General features: G+C 65.1%; 15 protein-coding genes. 4 read left to right on the top strand and 11 right to left on the bottom strand.

What is annotated here, in order from left to right:
* Positions 1-371: 371 nt before the first annotated feature.
* Together LCM4577_RS32620 and LCM4577_RS32615 are read left to right on the top strand one after the other, a co-directional pair.
* Positions 372-2,141 (top strand): glucan ABC transporter ATP-binding protein/ permease, encoded by a 1,770-nt coding sequence (locus LCM4577_RS32620; RefSeq protein WP_071074796.1) that lies wholly within the window; start codon positions 372-374, stop codon positions 2,139-2,141.
* A gap of 138 nt (positions 2,142-2,279) precedes the next feature.
* Positions 2,280-3,077, top strand: a complete 798-nt coding sequence (locus tag LCM4577_RS32615) for a heme ABC transporter permease (protein ID WP_071074795.1) — start codon at positions 2,280-2,282, stop codon at positions 3,075-3,077.
* Between the two features lie 112 nt (positions 3,078-3,189).
* Here the strand turns inward: LCM4577_RS32615 and LCM4577_RS32610 are convergent, their stop codons facing one another.
* Positions 3,190-4,248: a D-TA family PLP-dependent enzyme gene (locus LCM4577_RS32610; RefSeq protein WP_071074794.1), complete on the bottom strand. Its 1,059-nt coding sequence runs from the start codon at positions 4,246-4,248 to the stop codon at positions 3,190-3,192.
* A 208-nt stretch (positions 4,249-4,456) separates the two neighbouring features.
* On the opposite strand from LCM4577_RS32610, the gene LCM4577_RS32605 reads away from it, so the two are divergent.
* On the top strand, positions 4,457-5,143 hold the full coding sequence (locus tag LCM4577_RS32605) for a D-lyxose/D-mannose family sugar isomerase (RefSeq protein ID WP_041011546.1): 687 nt from the start codon (positions 4,457-4,459) through the stop codon (positions 5,141-5,143).
* A gap of 15 nt (positions 5,144-5,158) precedes the next feature.
* Here LCM4577_RS32605 and LCM4577_RS32600 read toward each other — a convergent pair whose 3' ends face one another.
* Genes LCM4577_RS32600 through LCM4577_RS32575 form a run of 6 tightly spaced genes read right to left on the bottom strand, consistent with a single transcriptional unit; the run spans position 5,159 to position 11,115 of the window.
* Positions 5,159-6,037 carry an RDD family protein gene (locus LCM4577_RS32600; RefSeq protein ID WP_071074793.1) on the bottom strand — a complete coding sequence of 293 codons (879 nt, stop codon included), beginning with the start codon at positions 6,035-6,037 and terminating at the stop codon, positions 5,159-5,161.
* The gene (locus LCM4577_RS32595) at positions 6,024-7,040 is read right to left on the bottom strand and encodes a stage II sporulation protein M (RefSeq protein WP_071074792.1); all 1,017 of its coding nucleotides are present in this window, start codon (positions 7,038-7,040) and stop codon (positions 6,024-6,026) included. The genes LCM4577_RS32600 and LCM4577_RS32595 overlap by 14 nt, the downstream gene beginning before the upstream one ends.
* Entirely contained in the window at positions 7,037-8,341 is a 1,305-nt protein-coding gene (locus LCM4577_RS32590; protein ID WP_071074791.1) for a DUF58 domain-containing protein, read from the bottom strand. The genes LCM4577_RS32595 and LCM4577_RS32590 overlap by 4 nt, the downstream gene beginning before the upstream one ends.
* Positions 8,338-9,291 (bottom strand): MoxR family ATPase, encoded by a 954-nt coding sequence (locus LCM4577_RS32585; RefSeq protein WP_071033197.1) that lies wholly within the window; start codon positions 9,289-9,291, stop codon positions 8,338-8,340. The genes LCM4577_RS32590 and LCM4577_RS32585 overlap by 4 nt, the downstream gene beginning before the upstream one ends.
* On the bottom strand, positions 9,278-10,492 hold the full coding sequence (locus tag LCM4577_RS32580) for a hypothetical protein (RefSeq protein WP_071074790.1): 1,215 nt from the start codon (positions 10,490-10,492) through the stop codon (positions 9,278-9,280). Before LCM4577_RS32580 ends, LCM4577_RS32585 begins: the two co-directional genes overlap by 14 nt.
* Entirely contained in the window at positions 10,489-11,115 is a 627-nt protein-coding gene (locus LCM4577_RS32575) for a DUF4129 domain-containing protein (protein WP_071033199.1), read from the bottom strand. The genes LCM4577_RS32580 and LCM4577_RS32575 overlap by 4 nt, the downstream gene beginning before the upstream one ends.
* Before the next feature lie 150 nt (positions 11,116-11,265).
* Here LCM4577_RS32575 and LCM4577_RS32570 point away from each other — a divergent pair, with 150 nt between their 5' ends.
* Positions 11,266-12,048 (top strand): hypothetical protein, encoded by a 783-nt coding sequence (locus tag LCM4577_RS32570; RefSeq protein ID WP_071074789.1) that lies wholly within the window; start codon positions 11,266-11,268, stop codon positions 12,046-12,048.
* A 156-nt stretch (positions 12,049-12,204) separates the two neighbouring features.
* Here LCM4577_RS32570 and LCM4577_RS32565 read toward each other — a convergent pair whose 3' ends face one another.
* From LCM4577_RS32565 to LCM4577_RS32550, 4 genes are all read right to left on the bottom strand, one after another.
* Positions 12,205-13,890 (bottom strand): hypothetical protein, encoded by a 1,686-nt coding sequence (locus LCM4577_RS32565; RefSeq protein WP_071074788.1) that lies wholly within the window; start codon positions 13,888-13,890, stop codon positions 12,205-12,207.
* A gap of 28 nt (positions 13,891-13,918) precedes the next feature.
* Complete coding sequence (locus LCM4577_RS32560) at positions 13,919-14,317, bottom strand: hypothetical protein (protein ID WP_041011536.1); 399 nt, start codon at positions 14,315-14,317, stop codon at positions 13,919-13,921.
* A gap of 190 nt (positions 14,318-14,507) precedes the next feature.
* Entirely contained in the window at positions 14,508-16,148 is a 1,641-nt protein-coding gene (locus LCM4577_RS32555) for an ABC transporter substrate-binding protein (protein WP_071074787.1), read from the bottom strand.
* 363 nt (positions 16,149-16,511) lie between these two features.
* Complete coding sequence (locus LCM4577_RS32550) at positions 16,512-17,483, bottom strand: alpha/beta hydrolase (RefSeq protein WP_071074786.1); 972 nt, start codon at positions 17,481-17,483, stop codon at positions 16,512-16,514.
* Between the last annotated feature and the right edge of the window lie 4 nt (positions 17,484-17,487).

Below are 17,487 nucleotides of genomic sequence, written 5' to 3'. Positions count from 1 at the left end.
AAAGGCTTGGCTTGTCGGCCGCGCATCCCTCGGGGTGCGCGGCCGATCGCCGTTTTTTACTTGGCAAGGCCCCTGTGCCCGATCATGTGCCTTCCTTTAGGGCAGGCTAAGCAAGCAGCTTGTGATTAAAAATGTGGCAGCGGGAGCCAAGTGCCATTATTTTGCCGTAAGCCTGACATTTCACCTTTTATCTCAAACCGTTAGGTGATCACGTCAGATTTCGTACCGTCGTCATCTTTTGTTCGCTAAATGGGAACGGAAGGGATAGACGACGCATTGTTTCGCGACACATTAACCGATACGTGTCAAAAAATGGTGCGGTGCACAATTCGGGCATTGAGCACAGACAAGAGTTTGGCGGAGTAGCTGAAGTGTCACTTCTGCAGATCTACTTTAGAGCGCTGGGTTATCTGGCGGCCGACAAGAAGCGCGTCGCGCTGATTTGCGGCGCCAACGTCGCGCTCGCGGCGATCGCGATCCTCGAGCCGATCCTGCTGGGCAGGGTGATCGGTGCCATCTCCGAAAAAGGCGCGGTGTTTTCGACGCTCGCCGTCTGGGCAGCCATCGGTGTCTTCAATGTCATAGCCTTCGTGCTGGTGGCGCGCGGCGCCGACCGTTTCGCCCACGCCCGCCGCTCGGAAGTGCTGTGCCAGTCCTTCGAGCGCGTCATCACCATGCCGCTTGCCTGGCACCATCAGCGCGGTACGTCCAATTCGCTGCACACGCTGCTGCGCGCCGTCGAGACCCTGTTCAGCCTCTGGCTTGAATTCATGCGCGTTCATCTCTCGACGGCCATCGCGCTGGTGCTGCTGGTTCCGACCGCGCTGTCCATGGACATCCGCATGTCCGTCGTGCTGCTTGGCCTGGGCGTGCTTTACGTCGGCATCGGCCGCATCGTCATGCGCCGCACCAAGTCGGGGCAGACCGCCGTCGAGCGCCACTACCACACGGTCTTTGCGCATGTCTCCGACAGCGTCAGCAATGTCGCCGTCCTGCAGAGCTACAACCGCATCGGCCACGAGACCGCGACGCTGAAGCGCTACGTAAAGGATCTGCTCGACGCCCAGAACCCGGTGCTCGACTGGTGGGCGATCGCCAATGCGCTGAACCGGCTGTCGTCGACCATCTCGATGATGATCGTGCTGTCGATCGGCGCGTATCTGGTCACCCGTGGCCAGCTCCGCGTCGGCGATGTCGTCGCCTTCACCGGCTTTGCTGGGATGCTGATCGCCCGTCTTGACCAGATGTCGGCTTTCACCACCCAGATTTCCGAGGCCCGCGCCAAGCTCGAGGACTTCTATCGTCTCGAGGACTCGGCGGCCGAGACCATCGAGCCGGATGGCCTGCGTGAGCTCACCAACGTCACCGGCCATGTGCGCTTCGAGGACGTCAGCTTCGAGTTCGCCAATTCGGGCCACGGCATCGAGGACGTCTCCTTCGAGGTCCAGGCTGGCCAGACGGTCGCCATCGTCGGCCCGACCGGCGCCGGTAAGACGACGCTCATCAATCTCCTGCAGCGCGTCTTCACGCCGTCCCACGGCCGTATCCTGATCGACGGCATCGACACCCGCACGGTGACCCGCAAGTCGCTGCGCCACTCGATCGCCACCGTCTTCCAGGACGCTGGCCTGCTCAACCGCTCGATCGAGGACAACATCCGCGTCGGCCGCGCCGATGCGAGCAATGACGAGGTGCACGCCGCCGCCAATGCCGCCGCCGCGCAAGACTTCATCCTGTCGAAGAGCGGCGGCTACGACACCGTCGTCGGCGAGCGGGGCGGCCAGCTCTCGGGCGGCGAGCGCCAGCGTATCGCCATCGCCCGCGCCGTGCTGAAGGACGCGCCGATCCTGGTGCTCGACGAGGCGACCAGCGCGCTCGACGTCGAGACCGAGGATCGCGTCAAGGAAGCGATCGACGAGCTGCGCCGCAACCGCACGACCTTCATCATCGCCCACCGCCTGACCACGGTCCGCGACGCCGACCTCGTCGTCTTCATGGACAAGGGCAAGGTGGTCGAGATGGGCGGCTTCACCGAGCTGTCGCTGCGCAACGGCCGCTTCGCCGCCCTGCTGCGCGCCGGCGGTCTGCTCAACGACGAGGAGGTCCGCCGCCTCAGCCGTCCGGTGACGGAAGCGGCGTAAAAGCACAGCGCTTCCCCTTCTCCCCTTGTGGGAGAAGGTGGATCGGCGCGGCAGCGCCGAGACGGATGAGGGGTGTTCCAGCGGAGTGCGACAACCGTCCAATTGCCCTCGATCGATCGCCGGTCTATTTAGGTCGGCATGAGCGACACCACCTCACGGCTTGCCGCCTGGACCGACCTCGCCAACCCCACGCGCTTCGTCGGGCTGGCCGACAAGATCATTCCGTGGCTGGCGGGGATCGCGGCCATCCTGCTCGCCGTCGGCCTCTATATGAGCTTCACCGCGCCGGAGGATTTCCAGCAGGGCATCACCGTGCGCATCATGTATATCCACGTGCCTTTCGCCTGGCTCGCCATGATGTGCTACACGATCATGGCGATCTCGGCGTTGGGCACGCTGGTCTGGCGCCATCCGCTGGCCGATGTGGCGCTGAAATCGGCGGCCCCGATCGGCGCCACCTTCACCGCGCTGGCGCTGATCACCGGTTCCATCTGGGGTAAGCCGATGTGGGGCACCTGGTGGGTCTGGGACGCCCGGCTGACCTCGGTCTTCGTGCTTTTCCTGATGTATCTTGGCATCATCGCGCTGACCCGCGCGCTCGACGATGCTGGCCGGGCCGCCTGGGCCGCGGCAATCATCACGCTGGTCGGCTTCATCAACATCCCGATCATCAAATTCTCGGTCGACTGGTGGAACACGCTGCACCAGCCGGCGTCGGTCTTCCGCCTCGGCGGCCCGACCATCGACCCCTCGATGCTGTGGCCGCTCGCCGTCATGGCGCTCGGCTTCACCGTGCTGTTCTTCGCGCTGCACCTGATGGCGATGCGCACGGAGATTTTCAGGCGGCGGGTGACGGCAATGCGGAGAGTCGCGRCAAGGCAGGCCGAGAAAGCTCCCCCTTCTCCCCTTGTGGGAGAAGGTGGATCGGCGCGGTAGCGCCGAGACGGATGAGAGGTGTTCCAGCGGAGTGAGACGTTGGCGCTCCCTGGAGCCCCCCTCATCCGTCGCCTTCGGCGACACCTTCTCCCACAAGGGGAGAAGGGAAGACTCACCCCATCCGCCCCCTTGCTGCCACCGGCAGCGTTTCCAGCACCGTGTCGCCGTCGATCAGATGCACCTGATCGAACAAATTCGTGACCACGCAGCAATGGTCGGGCACGACGCGCACACGCTCGCCGATGCGCAAGCCGGCGCCGTCGGAGAGCGTGACGGTGCCGTGCTCTTCGCTCAAACCGGTCACTCGGGCGCCCGGCACGCCGAGCAGTTCGCCGAACTCCGGCAGGCCCAGCGTATCGGACGACAGCGCCTTGCTGCCGCTGTCGAGGATGGCGCGCGTCTTCGTCGGGTGGCTGACAACGGTGGCGAGCACCGTCAGCGCACAATCGTCGAGTGTGCCGACGCCTTTGGCGACCTGGTAGCGGTCGAGGTAGATGTAGGTGCCGGGCCGGTATTCGGTGACGACGCTGTCCTCGCCGGAGCGCCACATGTCCGGCGTGCCGCCGCTGGAGATGCGTTCGCATGCGAGCCCTGCCGCCGCAAGCGCATCACGCGCGGCCTTCAGCCAGGCGTCCGCCTCGGCGGCGCGACCCGCCGCCGGATAGGTCATCAGCCCGCCGAAGGAGAGGCCTTTCGCCTGATCGATGACCTTTGCCAGCGTCACAGCGTCTTCGGCGCTCTGGACGCCGCAGCGGCCCATGCCGGTGTCGCACTCGACCAGCACCTGCAATGGATGGCCGGCATCGGTGAAGGTGGCGGCAAGGCCCTCCAGCGTCTCATGGCTGTCCGCCGTCACCGACAGCGTGACACGCCCATGCAGCGCCTTGAGCCGCTCCAGCTTGGCGCGGCCGAGAATGTTGTAGGGCAGGAAAATATCCTTGAGCCCGGCGTCGGCCATCACCTCTGCCTCGCCGATCTTCTGGCAGGTGATGCCGACGGCGCCCGCCGCCACCTGCTTCTTCGCCCAATAAGGCAGCTTGTGCGTCTTGATGTGCGGGCGCAGCTTCAGCCCGTGGGCGTCGGCATGCGCCTGCGCCTTCCTGATGTTGGCTTCGGCGCGGGCCGCATCGATCAGGATCGCCGGCGTGTCGAGGTCGTCTATGCTTGGCATGAGATCACCATTCAAAGCATGTCTCCCGAGAGCGGGATCCGGTTTCGGGACAAAGACATGCGCAAAATCGAAAAGTCCGGCTGGGTTTATGGTCCCGATCCGGCCGGATGTCACGGGGCCAGAGCAGCGGGTTTGCGTCGACAGCGGACCGGCATTGGGCTATTCGGATGGGCAGATTCAGCAAGGCATCGGCCGGAGGAGAACCACCATGAAGCGCTCCAAGATCAACGACATCATCCGCGAAGCCGACGCCTTCATCCGCTCCTTCGGCTATATCATGCCGCCCTTCGCCTATTGGTCGCCGGAAGAGATGAAGGCGCACAAGGCCGACTCCTCGGCCATCTTCACCTCCCGCCTTGGCTGGGACATCACCGATTACGGCCAGGAGAAGTTCGACGAGCTCGGCCTGTTCCTGTTCACCGTGCGAAACGGCCGCTACGAGGACATGAAGCTCGGCATGGGCATGCTCTATGCCGAGAAGATCATGATCTCGCGCAAGGACCAGCTGTCGCCGATGCACCGCCACAACATCAAGGCCGAGGACATCATTAACCGCGGCGGCGGCAAGCTGGTGCTGGAGCTTTTCATGCACGACCGCGACGGCGGCATCGACCCGAAGGCCGAAGTCTCGGTGCCGGTCGACGGCACCATCACCAGGTTGCCGGCGGGAGGACTGCTGAAGCTCGATCCCGGCCAGAGCGTCACGCTGCTGCCCGGCGTCTGGCACGCCTTCTGGGCCGAGGGCAAGGATGTGCTGATCGGCGAGGTCTCGACCGTCAATGACGACCTCACCGACAACGTCTTCCGCGAGCCGATCGGCCGCTTCTCCAACATCGACGAGGACGTCGCGCCGCTGCATCTCCTGGTGTCGGACTATGAAAAGTGGGTGGGGTAGGCGAGGGACGCTTCGCTACCGCGCGTACTTATCCGCCTTCCTATTCCCGAGCAGCAGCTTGCGTTCCAGATGGGCGCGCAGCTCGCCGTAATAGGCGGTGAGGAAAGCCTTTGAATCGACCGGTTCGACCCTGGCGCCGATCTTGCGGGCGATTGTCTCCGCCACTGCTTTGAGCGCGGAATGATCGTCGCGGCGCAGCACTTCCTCCAGTTTCTGCAGCTCGGCGATGCCGTAGGCGTCGAGCTGCGCGGGGCTGAACTGGAAGCGTGCCGCGATCGGGTCCTTGCGCCGCGAAAGGTCCTCGAGCAGCGCCACTTTCGGCGCCTCGACCACCCAGGTGCCGGCGAGCAGGTCGCCGATCCTCAGACGGTCGCGGTTGAACAGCGGGAACAGCGAGAAGAGYAGCGCCCAGACCAGGCCGAAGATGGTCGTCAGCGTGTCGGCGACATCGGCGCTGGCGCGCGCGGCCAGGATCGACAGCGGCAGAAAGACTTCGATCTCGCGCATCAGGTTGCGCGCGATGACTTGGTCGAGCGTCAGGCCGGCGCCGCTGCGCGAGGCGACCCTCACGCCGACCATGCGCTTGCCCGGCGTGGCTGCCCGCCGTCCCGCCTCGAAGGCGATGAAATAGACGTTGCGCAGGAAGAAGATGAAAATGATCCAGACGATGAACAGCGGTTCGGCATCCTGCACGCCAAGCCCGCCAAGTCCGAACAGGGCGACGAGGCTTACCACGACCGCAGCCACGATGATGATCACCACGTCGAGCAGGAATCCGGAAGCCCGGGTGCCGGCGTCGGCGAGCTTCACCCTGAGGTCGACGCCCTCCGGTGTCACCAACGGGCGGATCAATGCCGCCGGGTCCTTGACCTTCGCTGCCCTAGCGGTCGCCATGCCGCACCATCCGGAACAGGTAGAAATAGCAAATCCAGAAGGCCAGCATGCCGCCGCCGATCGAATAGCGGGCGAGATCGCTGGTGATCGTCTGCCGACCGATGCCTTCCAACAGTCCGGCGAAAAGCAGCATCACCGTGACGCCGATCATGGCGGTCGCGGCCACGCGCCCGGCCCGGGCGGCAGCCGCCATGCGGGTCAGCTCGCCGGGAAAGGCGATGCTGGTGCCGATGCGCATGCCGGCGGCACCCGCAATCGCGATGGCGAACAGTTCCGTCGTGCCATGGATCGACAGCCAACCACCGAGCTGGAAGCCCAGGCCTTTGGCGGCATAGATCTGGAAAATGGCGCCGAGCATGCAGCCATTCATCAGGATGATCRGCACGCTCGGCACGGCGAAGGCGAAGCCCAGCGCGAAGGCCAGGATCGAGACCTGCGTGTTGTGGGTGAAGAGATAGGCGGCGAACCCCGACAGGAAATGGTCGCCGCCGCCGTAAAGCACGGCGCGCAGCGTCTCAGCCGACGAATCCGGGTTGCGCCCGCCCGCCAGGCTCGGCGCGATGATGGCGTCGTACCAGCGCTTGTCGGAGGCGACCAGCCAATAGCCGGCGATGGCGCCGATCACCGTCAAACCGACGGATGTCCATACCTCCCGCCAAAGATCGCGGATCGCGGCCGGCCAGTCGTGCAGGAAGAAGTCGCCGATGCGCGTCCTCAAGGATCGCCGCGCGCCGTAGAGATAGAAATAGCCGCGCAGGCAAAGCGCCTCGAGATAGGCGATCAGCGCGCTGTCGAGCGAGGTCGCGCGCGCCACCGAAAGCGACGACAGCGCCGAACGGTAAAGCAGCGGCAGCGACAGCAGCTCGTCTTCCGACAGCGCGCGCGGCGCGCGCTTCTCGACGCGCGCCAGCAGCGCCTCGAAGGCTTTCCAGTCAGCCTCGCGCTCCAGGCGGAAGCTTGCCAGCGACTGGCGGACAGCATCGGTGCCGGCGGACAGCGTCATAAGAGGTTCTCCTCCTTGAGCTGGATATAGCGCTCGACCAGCGCCGGGCCGAGCCGCTGGTGGTCGGCCTCGATGACATGCGCGCCAAGCAGCCTGAGCCTGCCGATCACCACCTGCCGCTGCTTCAGGAGGTCGCCGGCGGTGACGGAGCGGGCGACATCCTCGGGCGCCGCCGGCGCCATGTCGGCCAGCGTTTCCAGCTCCACATCCTTCATCAGCATGAACAGCACCAGATGCCGCTCGGTCAGCCGGCCGACGGTGCGCAGCATCAGCTCGGCGCTGATCGGATCGACGAAATCGGTGAAGACGATGACCAGCGAGCGCCGGTCGAGCCTGGCCGAAAGCGTGGTCAGCGCCAGGGTGAAGTTGGTCTCCTCGGTCGAATAGTCGATCTCGGCGGCGCGCTTCTGGATCATGGTGAAGCTCGGCGAGCCGCGCACCGCGCCGCTGGAGACGCGCGGCCGGGCGTCGAAGGAAAACAGGCTGACGAGATCACCGCCCTTGAGCGCGATGAAGGCCGACAGAAGCGCGGCCGTCACCGCGCGGTCGACCTTCGGCACGCCGTCGACCGGCTCGCACATCAGGCGGCCGCTGTCGATGGCAAGCACGATGTTGTTGTTTTCCTCGATCCGGAACTCGCGCGCCAAAAGCTTGCCGTGGCGGGCGCTGCGCTTCCAGTCGATCATGCGCCGGCCCATGCCGGGCTGGTAATCCTTCAGCGCCTCGAACTCGCGGCCCTGGCCGGCGCGCTTCTGCGCATGGCCGTCGGCAAGGGCCGAGCGCTGCAGCAGCGTGATCGCCTCGTCGCGCGCGCTGTTGACATTGGGCAGCACCGCAACCTTGCGGTCGATCGGCAATATGACCTGGTTCCACACCAGCCCGAACGGGCCCTGCCAGCGCAGCCAGAGCCGGTCGAAGCTGGCGATGCCGCGCCGGATCGCCTCGAATTCGAGGTCGAGCGTGCCGCCATCGGCCGGCAGCGCGCCGCCGGTGCCCGCGACCGGCTGCAGGCGCTGGTCATGCCCCACACGCGCCTGCAGGCGCCTAAGCCTTGCCCCGAGACCGGCCGCGATGTGCAGCGTGAAGCGCCCGCCAATGCCCACTTGCGGCGGCGCCGTCAGCGTGGCGTCGAGCGCGGCGCGGCCTCTGCTCGCGGCCGCGTCCACCGCCAGGAAGGCAAGCAGCACGCAGATCCACAATAGGCCGAGATACCAGACATGCGGAAGCGCGAGCGCGATCAGGAAGGCGGGGATCGCCCCCGCCGCCGCTGCCCATACCGCTCTGCCGCTCGGATAGATCAACGCGGCGCTTCCGTGTGGTCGACGAGGTCGGAGACGATCTGCTCGACCAGGCGCCCGTCGATCTGCGCGGCCGGTGAGAGCACGACGCGGTGGCGCAGCGCCGGCACGGCCAAGGCCTTGACGTCGTCCGGGATGACGTAGTTGCGGCCGTCGAGCGCCGCCCTGGCGCGCGCGGCGCGCGCCAGCATGGCGCCCGCGCGCGGGCTGGCGCCGACCTCGAGGTCGGGGCTTTCGCGCGTACCGCGCACAAGGGCCGCGATATAGCCGACGACATCGTCGACCAGCGTGACGTCGCCGACCGTGGCGAGCGCGGCTTCAAGCACCTTGCGGTCGGTCCGCGCCTTGATGCCGTATTGCTCGATGTCGTGCGAGGCCGAGCCGCCGTGATTGACGATGATCGCGCGCTCCTCCGTGAGGTCCGGATAACTCACCCGATGCTTGAACAGGAAGCGGTCAAGCTGCGCCTCGGGCAGCGGGTAGACGCCCTGATGCTCGATCGGGTTCTGCGTCGCCACCACCATGAAATTCCGGCCGAGCGAATGCGTGGTGCCGTCGAAGGTGACGGCGTGCTCCTGCATGGCCTCGAGCAGGGCGGCTTGTGTCTTCGGCGGCGTACGGTTGATTTCGTCGGCGAGCAGAAGATCGCAGAAGATCGGCCCGCGCGTCAGCGTGAACTGCCCGGTCTGGAAATTGTAGATGTTGGAGCCGACGATGTCGCCGGGCATCAAATCGGGCGTGAACTGGATGCGGCCATAGGCGACGCCGAGCGCCTGCGCGAAGCAACGCGCCGTCATGGTCTTGGCGGTGCCTGGCGGGCCTTCGAGCAGGATATGCCCGCCGGCGAATAAAGCCGTCAGCATCAGGTCGACCGTGTCGCGCTGCCCGGTGATGGCTTTCGCCACCTCTTCCCTGATCGCGTTCGCCAGGGCCTTCACTTCATCGACGTTCACCGAGCCTCCTTGCCGTCCAGTCATGCAGCTTTTCCGCTGCTTCATGCATTGCGGCCAAACTGTTGGAATCGTTCACTGCCTTGAACCGCGCGGTGAAGCCATGAGCCTCGCCCTTGTCGCGGGAATCGAGCCAGCGGTCGAGCGCCTCGCCCTGCAGCCCGTGCGGCGCGCCGAGCAGCGCGGCGGCGCGCTGACGCATCAGCGCGGCATAGCGGTCGCCAAGCCCTTGCAATCGCCCGGCGCGCCTGAGCAGCATCGCCGTGGTGTCGACCAGCGCCTGCTTGCCGAAGGCGATGGCGCGCCCCTCGGCGCGCGGCGGGCCGAAGCGGCCGAGCCCGTGCAGGAACGCAAGCGCGGCCGCCACCAGCACCGACAGCGTCAGCGCGAGGAAGGGCGGTTCGACCAGAAGCTTGGCGAGATCGTATTTCTGGCCGATGCCGTGCAGCGTCAGGTCGAACATGACCGCGCCCTTGGCGGGCTCGATCATGGCGATCATGTCGAGGGCGGCGGCCGCCGTCTGCTCGTCCTTCAGCCCGGCATTGTTGATGAAATCGGGATCGGTGAGGATGTAGAAGGGCTCATTGTCGAGCTCGGTCAGGATAGCCCTGCCGTCGCCCGCCGCGATCAGCGGATGCTCGTCCGCCACCCATTGCAACTCGTCCGGCGCGGCGACCATGCGGCCGGCGATATTGATCTGCGAGAGCGTGTTCCTTGCCTCGCCGAGCTTTGCCTTGGCGATGCGGCCGAGCCAATCGTTGACGACGCTGTTGGGCAGCCGCTCGATCTTCGTCTCCCAACCATCGTGCCCCAGCAGGGGAAAGGTCTGCCATTTCGGCAGGACGAACAGCGTGTCCTTGCCCGAGCGTGCCTTGATGAGCCGGTCGAGCGCGGCCGGGTCGCTGCTCGGCGCGATGGTGACGACGAGCAGGAAGGTCGAGGCGAGCGGGGACGCCAGGCCCTTCTCGCCGCGTTCCATCGGCGGCGCCTGTCCATTGGTGAGCTTCAGCCATTCGACAAGCCCGGCATAACCGGTGCCGCCCTTGGAAAATGGCGTACCGCCGCCTGCGGGCTCGCGGAAATCGGGCGCATAGGTGGAGAGCAGGAAAAACCCCGCCGCCGCCAGCAGACTGGCGAAAATACCCCAGAACAGGGTTTTGCGGCTGAACGGTTCTTGTGCTGCCCCTGTCACCTGCGCGCTCATGCCCACGCATCCCGGAAGGCGAAACGCTCATAGGCGCCGCGCGCCTGCCGCCAGCCCTCGGCGCCGACGGGACGGCGGGCGAACAAGGCCGCCTCGACGATCCGGGCGATCTCGCTGAAGGCGGCGCGGGGCCGGGTGGGGATCGACCCCGCCGCGGCGATGTCGCGCGCGGTCAGCGACGGCCGCAGGAAATCGGGCAACCGGGTGGCGATGTCGGCGACGCTGCGGCGCAACAGAAGATGCACCGCCTCGTCATATTCGCCGCGCGCGGCGAGCGCATCGGCCTCCGAGAGCAGGATCTGGGCAGCCCCTGCGTCAGGGCGCCACTCTTCCTTCGCTTCGGCCTCCAGACGCTTGCGTCGCCAGGGCAGGCGCCAGGCGATGCCTTTGGCTTCAAGGAAAAGCAGGAAAGCGATGATCGCGACGCCGATGATCACCGCGCCCCAGAACAGATAGATCATATAGGGACCAAGCTTGGCCAGGCCGTCCAGAAACGGTTTCAGCCACTCCGGCGGCTGTGGCTGCACATAGGTCGGCAGCCCGAACTGGATCGAAGCGTCAGTGAGCAGCTGCTTATGCAACTGCGCCAGCCGTCCGGCGTCTTCCGTCCCTGCGGCCGTCACCCGCTCGTTCCCCCTGCAACCTGCGGTTCGGGGCCGACACTGGCAATACGCCATGACAATTGCAAGCGCACTGGACGGAACCCCGCAATCTTGGCAAATTTACTTTGAAGTCACCGATTGGATGCGGGCGGCGACTCGGGGGAAATTATCATGACCACTGCGACATTGAGACGACCCGGTAGGTTCGAGATCGGCAGGGTATTCAGCAACACCTTTGGCGTGATCGGCCGAAACATCGGACTTTGCGTCGGATTGGCGGCGCTGTTTGCGGGGCTGCCGACGTTGCTGGTCCGGATGGCGACCCAGCCGCAGATCAATGCAATCCTGCAAACGGAATCCGGTGCCATGCCGGATCCGAGCGCGGCGTTTCGCAATTCCTACATCACCGTCATCGCCGGCCTGATTTCATTTGTGTTCACGCTGCTGCTGCAATCGGCGCTGGTGCGGGCGACCATCGAGGACCTCAACGGCAAGCGGCCGTCCTTCGGCGACTRCATCCAGATTGCGATCCGCTTCCTGCTGCCGACGCTGGCGATCGGCATTCTCGTCGCTATCGGCGCCGGTATCGGCCTGGTACTGCTGATCGTGCCGGGCATCATCCTGTGGCTTGGCTGGTCGATGTCGGTGCCGGTCCTGATCCAGGAGCGGCGGGGCGTGTTCGGCTCGATGTCGCGCAGCCGGGCCTTGACCAAGGGCAGCCGCTGGGCGCTTTTCGGCCTGTTCCTCATTCTCATCATCATCGCGATGATCATCCAGTGGGGAATATTGCTCGTTCTCGTGCTGTTCGGCGGCATCATTGCCGAGATCGGAGCCGCGCTGGTGCAGACCGTGGTGTCGATGGTGCTGTCGATTGCCACGGCGGTAAGCTATGTCGAGCTGCGTCAGGCGAAGGACGGTGCAAGCATCGACGAACTGGCGGAGATATTCTCGTAGCGGGTGGCGCTACGCAGGGAATTCGATCGGCTCTGTTTGCGGTGGCAGGTGGCATGCCTTGGAGATTGGCCGAAACGCCCACCCGGTCGTCATCCACGGGCGGAGCAAGGAGCGAAGCGACGCGCGCAGACCCGAACTAATCCCTGTGCCGTGGAATTAGTGATAGCAGCAATGGTCCGCATGCACACTCGTCCGGCACAGGCAGGACGAGGTGATCGGCACGTCCGTCTTGGCAAGCGCTGTCGCCAACCTGGCCTGCAGGTCCGGCAGCTCGTCTTTCTCGCCGCGCCGCTTCAGGCATTCGACCAGCCCGTGCAGCGCCCAGACATTGTCCGGGTGCTGGGCGCAGCGCTGCACGGCACCGCTCAAGCCCAGATCGTCGCGATAGACCTGCTCGGCTTCCGCCGCATGGCCCTGGTCGAGCAAAAGCGCCGCCAACGCGTGGCGCGGCGGGTGCATCCACGCCCATGGCTCCGTGTAGGACAAATTGTCGTCGAGCTCGACCGCGTGCCGCAGATGCCCGTAGGCCTCGTCGTGACGGCCCTGGTGATAGGCGAGCTCGCCGTCGAGAAGTGCCGCGCCCACCGCGAGCGAGGCTTTCGTCGGGTTGCTGAGGAAGCGGCGCTCCGGCGGAATGCTGTCGATCTGCCGGCTAAACAACTCGCGTTCGCGTTCGGCCGCCGCGAATTCGCGCAGCGTCGCATGCGCCACGCCCTTGGCGTAATGCTGCAGCGCGGCGGTCACCACATAGAGGTCGGGCTCGCCGTTCATCGGCTCGTCGATGATTTCGCGCCAGCGCCCGAAGCGCACCTGCACATGCGATTTCATCGCGTGATAGCCCTCGACCGTCTGCGTCAGCTTCGGCCGTTCCGGAATGCTGACGACGTCGCGCGTCACCAGGCTGCGCACCTTGTCGGCGGCCCACAGGGCAGGGCGGTATTGGCCAAGCAACATGCAGGTGAACATCATCAGATGCAGGTCGTGGCAGCATCCGAGCAGGTAGTAGGTCGGCTCGCCGGCATAGGCGAGGTAGAGGTCGTTGGCACGCACCGCCTTCTCGCTGGCGATCTTGGCCTTCTCGTATTCGCCGCAGAGCACGTAAATGTGCCCCGGCATGTGGTTCATATGGCCGGCATCGGGACACATCGTGCCCAGCCGCTCCGCCGAGCGCATGCCACGCTCGGGCTGCGTCGACATTTCGAGCAGGTGGATATGGAGATGGAGCGCTGCCGGGTGGGGCGCGGCCCCTGCTTCGTCCGAGAGGCGGATCGAGCGCTCACAGATCTCCAGCGCCTCCAACACATCGGAATTCGGCGCCGGCGCGCCGTTCCGGAGGTTCCACAGGCGCCGCACCGTCCGCATCATCAGCGCCTCGACGGTCAGCGCCATCACGTCATGGTCATCGGTATAGTCGCGATAGACTTGGCGCATCGCCGCGGCATAGGCGTCGTCCCATTTTTCGAACTCGGCGGCGCTCACGCCATGCGGCTGCTGGAAGCGCGCGCCGAGCGCCTCGATCAGCCGCCGTTCGACGGGGCTCGCGCTCGCCGCATTGGCTCGTGCCAGCCGCACATGTTCGAAGCAGCGCTTGGCGACATGGTCGGCCTCGGCCTTGCCATGCTCCTTCCAGGTCAAATTGTAGAATGGCCCGGCGGCATAGGCGATTCCCCAATGCACGAAGGCGCAGCCAGGATCGGTCTCCAGCGCCTTCTCGAAGCACTTTATGCCTTCCTCGTGGTTGAAGCCGTAGCACCAGTTCAGCCCGATATCGAACCAACGCTGCGTCTCGGCCGAGGAGGTCGAGATGGGACGGCGATAGGTGCCGAGGTCGAAGTGGTCCATCGTTGTTCGCCCGCGAAACTAAATCGACCTAGGTAAAGTGCGACGCAAGCTGCTCTATCGGATCTTTGTCCGGGCGCACCAAGAGCCAGAAAATCAGGCCTGTAGCGGCGCCGAAGATTCCTGCCAAGGAACACAAATACAAAACCATGCCGTACGGCGCATGCCACCGGACAAGGCCGAAGACAAATAGTGGAACGAAAACCGCCAGAAAGCCAACGACGGTGTATACCCAAAAACGCCGCCAGCGCCGCCGGGTAAGAATGTAGAATGCAGGTATTCCGATCAATGCCTCCAGAAAATAGAAAGCAAGGCATATAAATAGGAAGCCCGATAGAGGCGCTGCTTCAGGGTGGTGGGTATGCCAATTGTAGCCGGGCAGGATCGCCGGAATAATGGGTGCAACGAAGAAAGCCCAGCGGGCGCGCATCGGAATATTCCCTGTCGGCATGAATCCTTCGGCAACCCGTTGCGGGCGCATTCAGATTACAGGCAGATCAGCAATTGCCGTGTCAAGGCAAACAAACCGATGTGAGTTGTCTAGAAATGCAATGTGCTAAGTTTGTCTGACCCGAACGACTTTTGTCGCGCGGGTCAGAAGGCGGCAAGTTTCCGGAAAATCAGGACTCCAGCCACACTTTCTCGAAATGCTGCTCGAGCGCCTGGTGTTGCTCGCAGCCTTGCACGCCCTTGCGGTAGGTGCGGTAGACCGAGCGCCAGTAGGGCTGGATGATGATGCCGGAATCGCGCAGGTTCGTCTCGATCTTGGCCATGATCTCCTTGCGCTGTGCGGCGTCGGGCGTCGCAAGCGCCTTGTCGAGAAGCTCGTCGAACTCCTTGTTCGAATAGGCGCTTTCGTTCCAGGCGCCGCCCGATTTGTAGGCTAGCGCCAGCACCTGCACGCCGAGCGGGCGGCCGAGCCATTCGGTGCAGGAATAGGGGAACTTGCTCCAGTCGTTCCAGAAGGTCGCGGCCGGCAGCACGGTCCGCTTGATCTTGAAGCCCGCCTCGCGGATTTGTGCGGCGATCGCGTCGGCGGTGCTCTTTTGCCATTCGATGTCGACCGAGATCAGCTCATATTCGTGGTCGGCCTTGCCGGCTTCCGTGATCAGCTTCTTGGCCTGATCGACGTCTTGCTTGGCCGGCCCGATATCGGCGAATTCCGGGTGCATGGGGCCGACATGGTGGTTGTCGGCGGGCTTGCCGCGGCCATCGAGCCCGAGCTTCAGCACAGCCGCATTGTCGACGGCAAGCTGGGCGGCGCGGCGCACCTTGACGTCGTCATAGGGTGCGTTGGAGACATTGAAGCGCGCCACGATGGTCGAGCCGGTGGCGATCTCGGAGTTCTGCAGGCCCATCTGCTCGGTCTGCGAGACGGCGTCCGACGCGGTCTCGTGGTCGGTGTCGATCTCGCCGGATTCGAAGGCCGACAGCATAGCGTTGGGATCGGAGCCGTAGTCGACCCATTTGATGCCGTCGAGATAGAACTCGCCCTTCCACCAGGGCTTGTCCTTGCGCTTCACCTCGGCGCCGGTCTCGGCGTCCCAACTGACCAGCTCGCATGGCCCGGTGGTGATGGCCAAAGCTTTCTTCGGATCGGCATCGCCCTCATAGGAGCGGTGCATGATCAGCGCCGGATAGTCGGCCATGCCGGCGATCAGCGAGATGTCGGGCTTGGGCAGGTTGAGCTTGACTGTGTAGTCGTCGACCTTCTGGATGCCGCCTTCGACGGGCTTCTTGGTGTCGGCGTTGACCAGCGCGCCCATGCGGGCGGCGACCGAATTGCCGGCGACCGAGGCATCGCACCAGCGGTTGAGATTGTGGATCACGTCGTCGGCGTTGAAAATGTCGCCGTTCGACCATGTGATGCCCTTGCGCACGTTGAGCGTGATCGTCTTGGCGTCGTCGCTGGTTTCCCAGCTTTCCAAGAGCCAGGGTTCGAAGCTGAAGTCGGTTTTCCAGCGCACCAGATATTCGTTGCAGTGGCGCGCGACGTTCGACATCTCGACGCCGTCGAACGTGCGCGGGTCCTTGAAGCCCTTGACGTTCATCGCCACGCGCAGCACGCCGCCCTTTTTCGGCTCGGCGGCGCGGGCAGGCGAGGGAACGATCCCGCCCAGCGCCATCGCGCCGGCGGCGCTGACGCCGAGGCCCGCCATCAGCGCCAGATATTCGCGCCGGCTGATCGCGCCCGTCTTGAAATCGTCGGCAGTCGGCTTCGCCTGCGGGTGCAGTTTTCTGTCGGTCAGCATGAATTTCATCGTCGTTCCCTCTGTTGTTGGCGCTCGTTGCCCGTGCGGCGGTCTGTTGGGGCAAGGACTTGCATGAAGCAACGGCCGCCCCGGGATCGCCAGGCGCGGGGGCGGATGCGACCGCCAAGGCGCCGTTGCCTGCAGGGGAATGATAGGTCCGCTTTCCGCGGCGAAATGTTTGGTTTTCCGCAGTTCTTGTGCGCTGTTCCGCAGGCTAAAGTCGCCTCAGACGGCGCCGCCCCCTCATCCGGCCGCTTCGCGGCCACCTTCTCCCCGAGGGGAGAAGAGGTTCGCGCCGGCGCTGACAGGCTCCTCTCCCCTTGGGGAGAGGTCAGCCGAGCGAAGCGGAGGCTGGGTGAGGGGGAGCGCCATTCAATACGGCCACTCGCCCCGCCCAAGCGCGCCGATATCCGCAACAATCCTCGCAAACGCCTCCGCCGCGCGCGGCACCGTAGACCTTGCCCGCAGAAAACTATGCACCAGCCGCGGCTCCTCGCGCCACCACGCTTGCCCGCCGGCGGCCACAATCCGGTCGCGATAGACTTCGCCGTCGGAGGACAGCGGATCGCATTCGGCGGTGACGATGACGGTTGGCGGCAGGCCGGAAAAATCGCGATCCCCGAGCGGCGAGAACGTCGGGTCGTCCAAAGCCTGCCCAGGCGCTGCGCGGATACGCCGGTAGAACTCAATGTCGGCGACCGTCAGCAGCGGCGCCTCGGCGTGCTCGAGATAAGAGCGCCCGGTCTCGTCGCCGCCCAGGCCGGGATAGATCAGCATCTGGCCGATCGCATGCCGGGAATGGCGGCGCGTCGCCTGCGCCACCGCGGCGCCGAGGTTGCCGCCGGCGCTTTCGCCGCACAACACGATCGGCAGYGTGCTGGTCGAGGCGACCCATTCGAACACCGCAGAAGCATCGTCGAAGGAGGCGGGATGGAGATGCTCCGGCGACAGGCGGTAATCGGCCGAGACCACCTCGAAACCGGTACCGGCGCATATTTCGGCGCAGATGTCGTCATGGCTGTCGAGATTGCCGAGCACGAAGCCGCCGCCATGGTAGTAGATGACGATCGCTGCCGCCGCCTTACCGGCCATGCGGTAGCGCCGCACCGGAATCGCATGCGCCGCCGTGGCGACCAGACCGTCGCTGGCCGTCACGCCCTCCGGATGGCCTTGGTGAAATGCGATGCACATCCGGTCATAGACCGCGCGCTGCTCGGCAATGGGCGCGGCGATGATCTCCGGCGGATACCAGCTGTTGACCTCGTCGATATAGTCCCAGAGTTCCGGATCGAGCCGGTCGGCATATCTGCCGCGGCTCGCCGAATTGCCTGGGTTGCTGGCCACGGCC

Origin of the sequence: Mesorhizobium sp. LCM 4577 (assembly GCF_001854795.2) — a bacterium.
Lineage (GTDB): Bacteria > Pseudomonadota > Alphaproteobacteria > Rhizobiales > Rhizobiaceae > Mesorhizobium > Mesorhizobium plurifarium.
The sequence above is the reverse complement of the archived record's forward strand: the minus strand, read 5'-3'. Positions and strand labels throughout refer to the sequence as shown.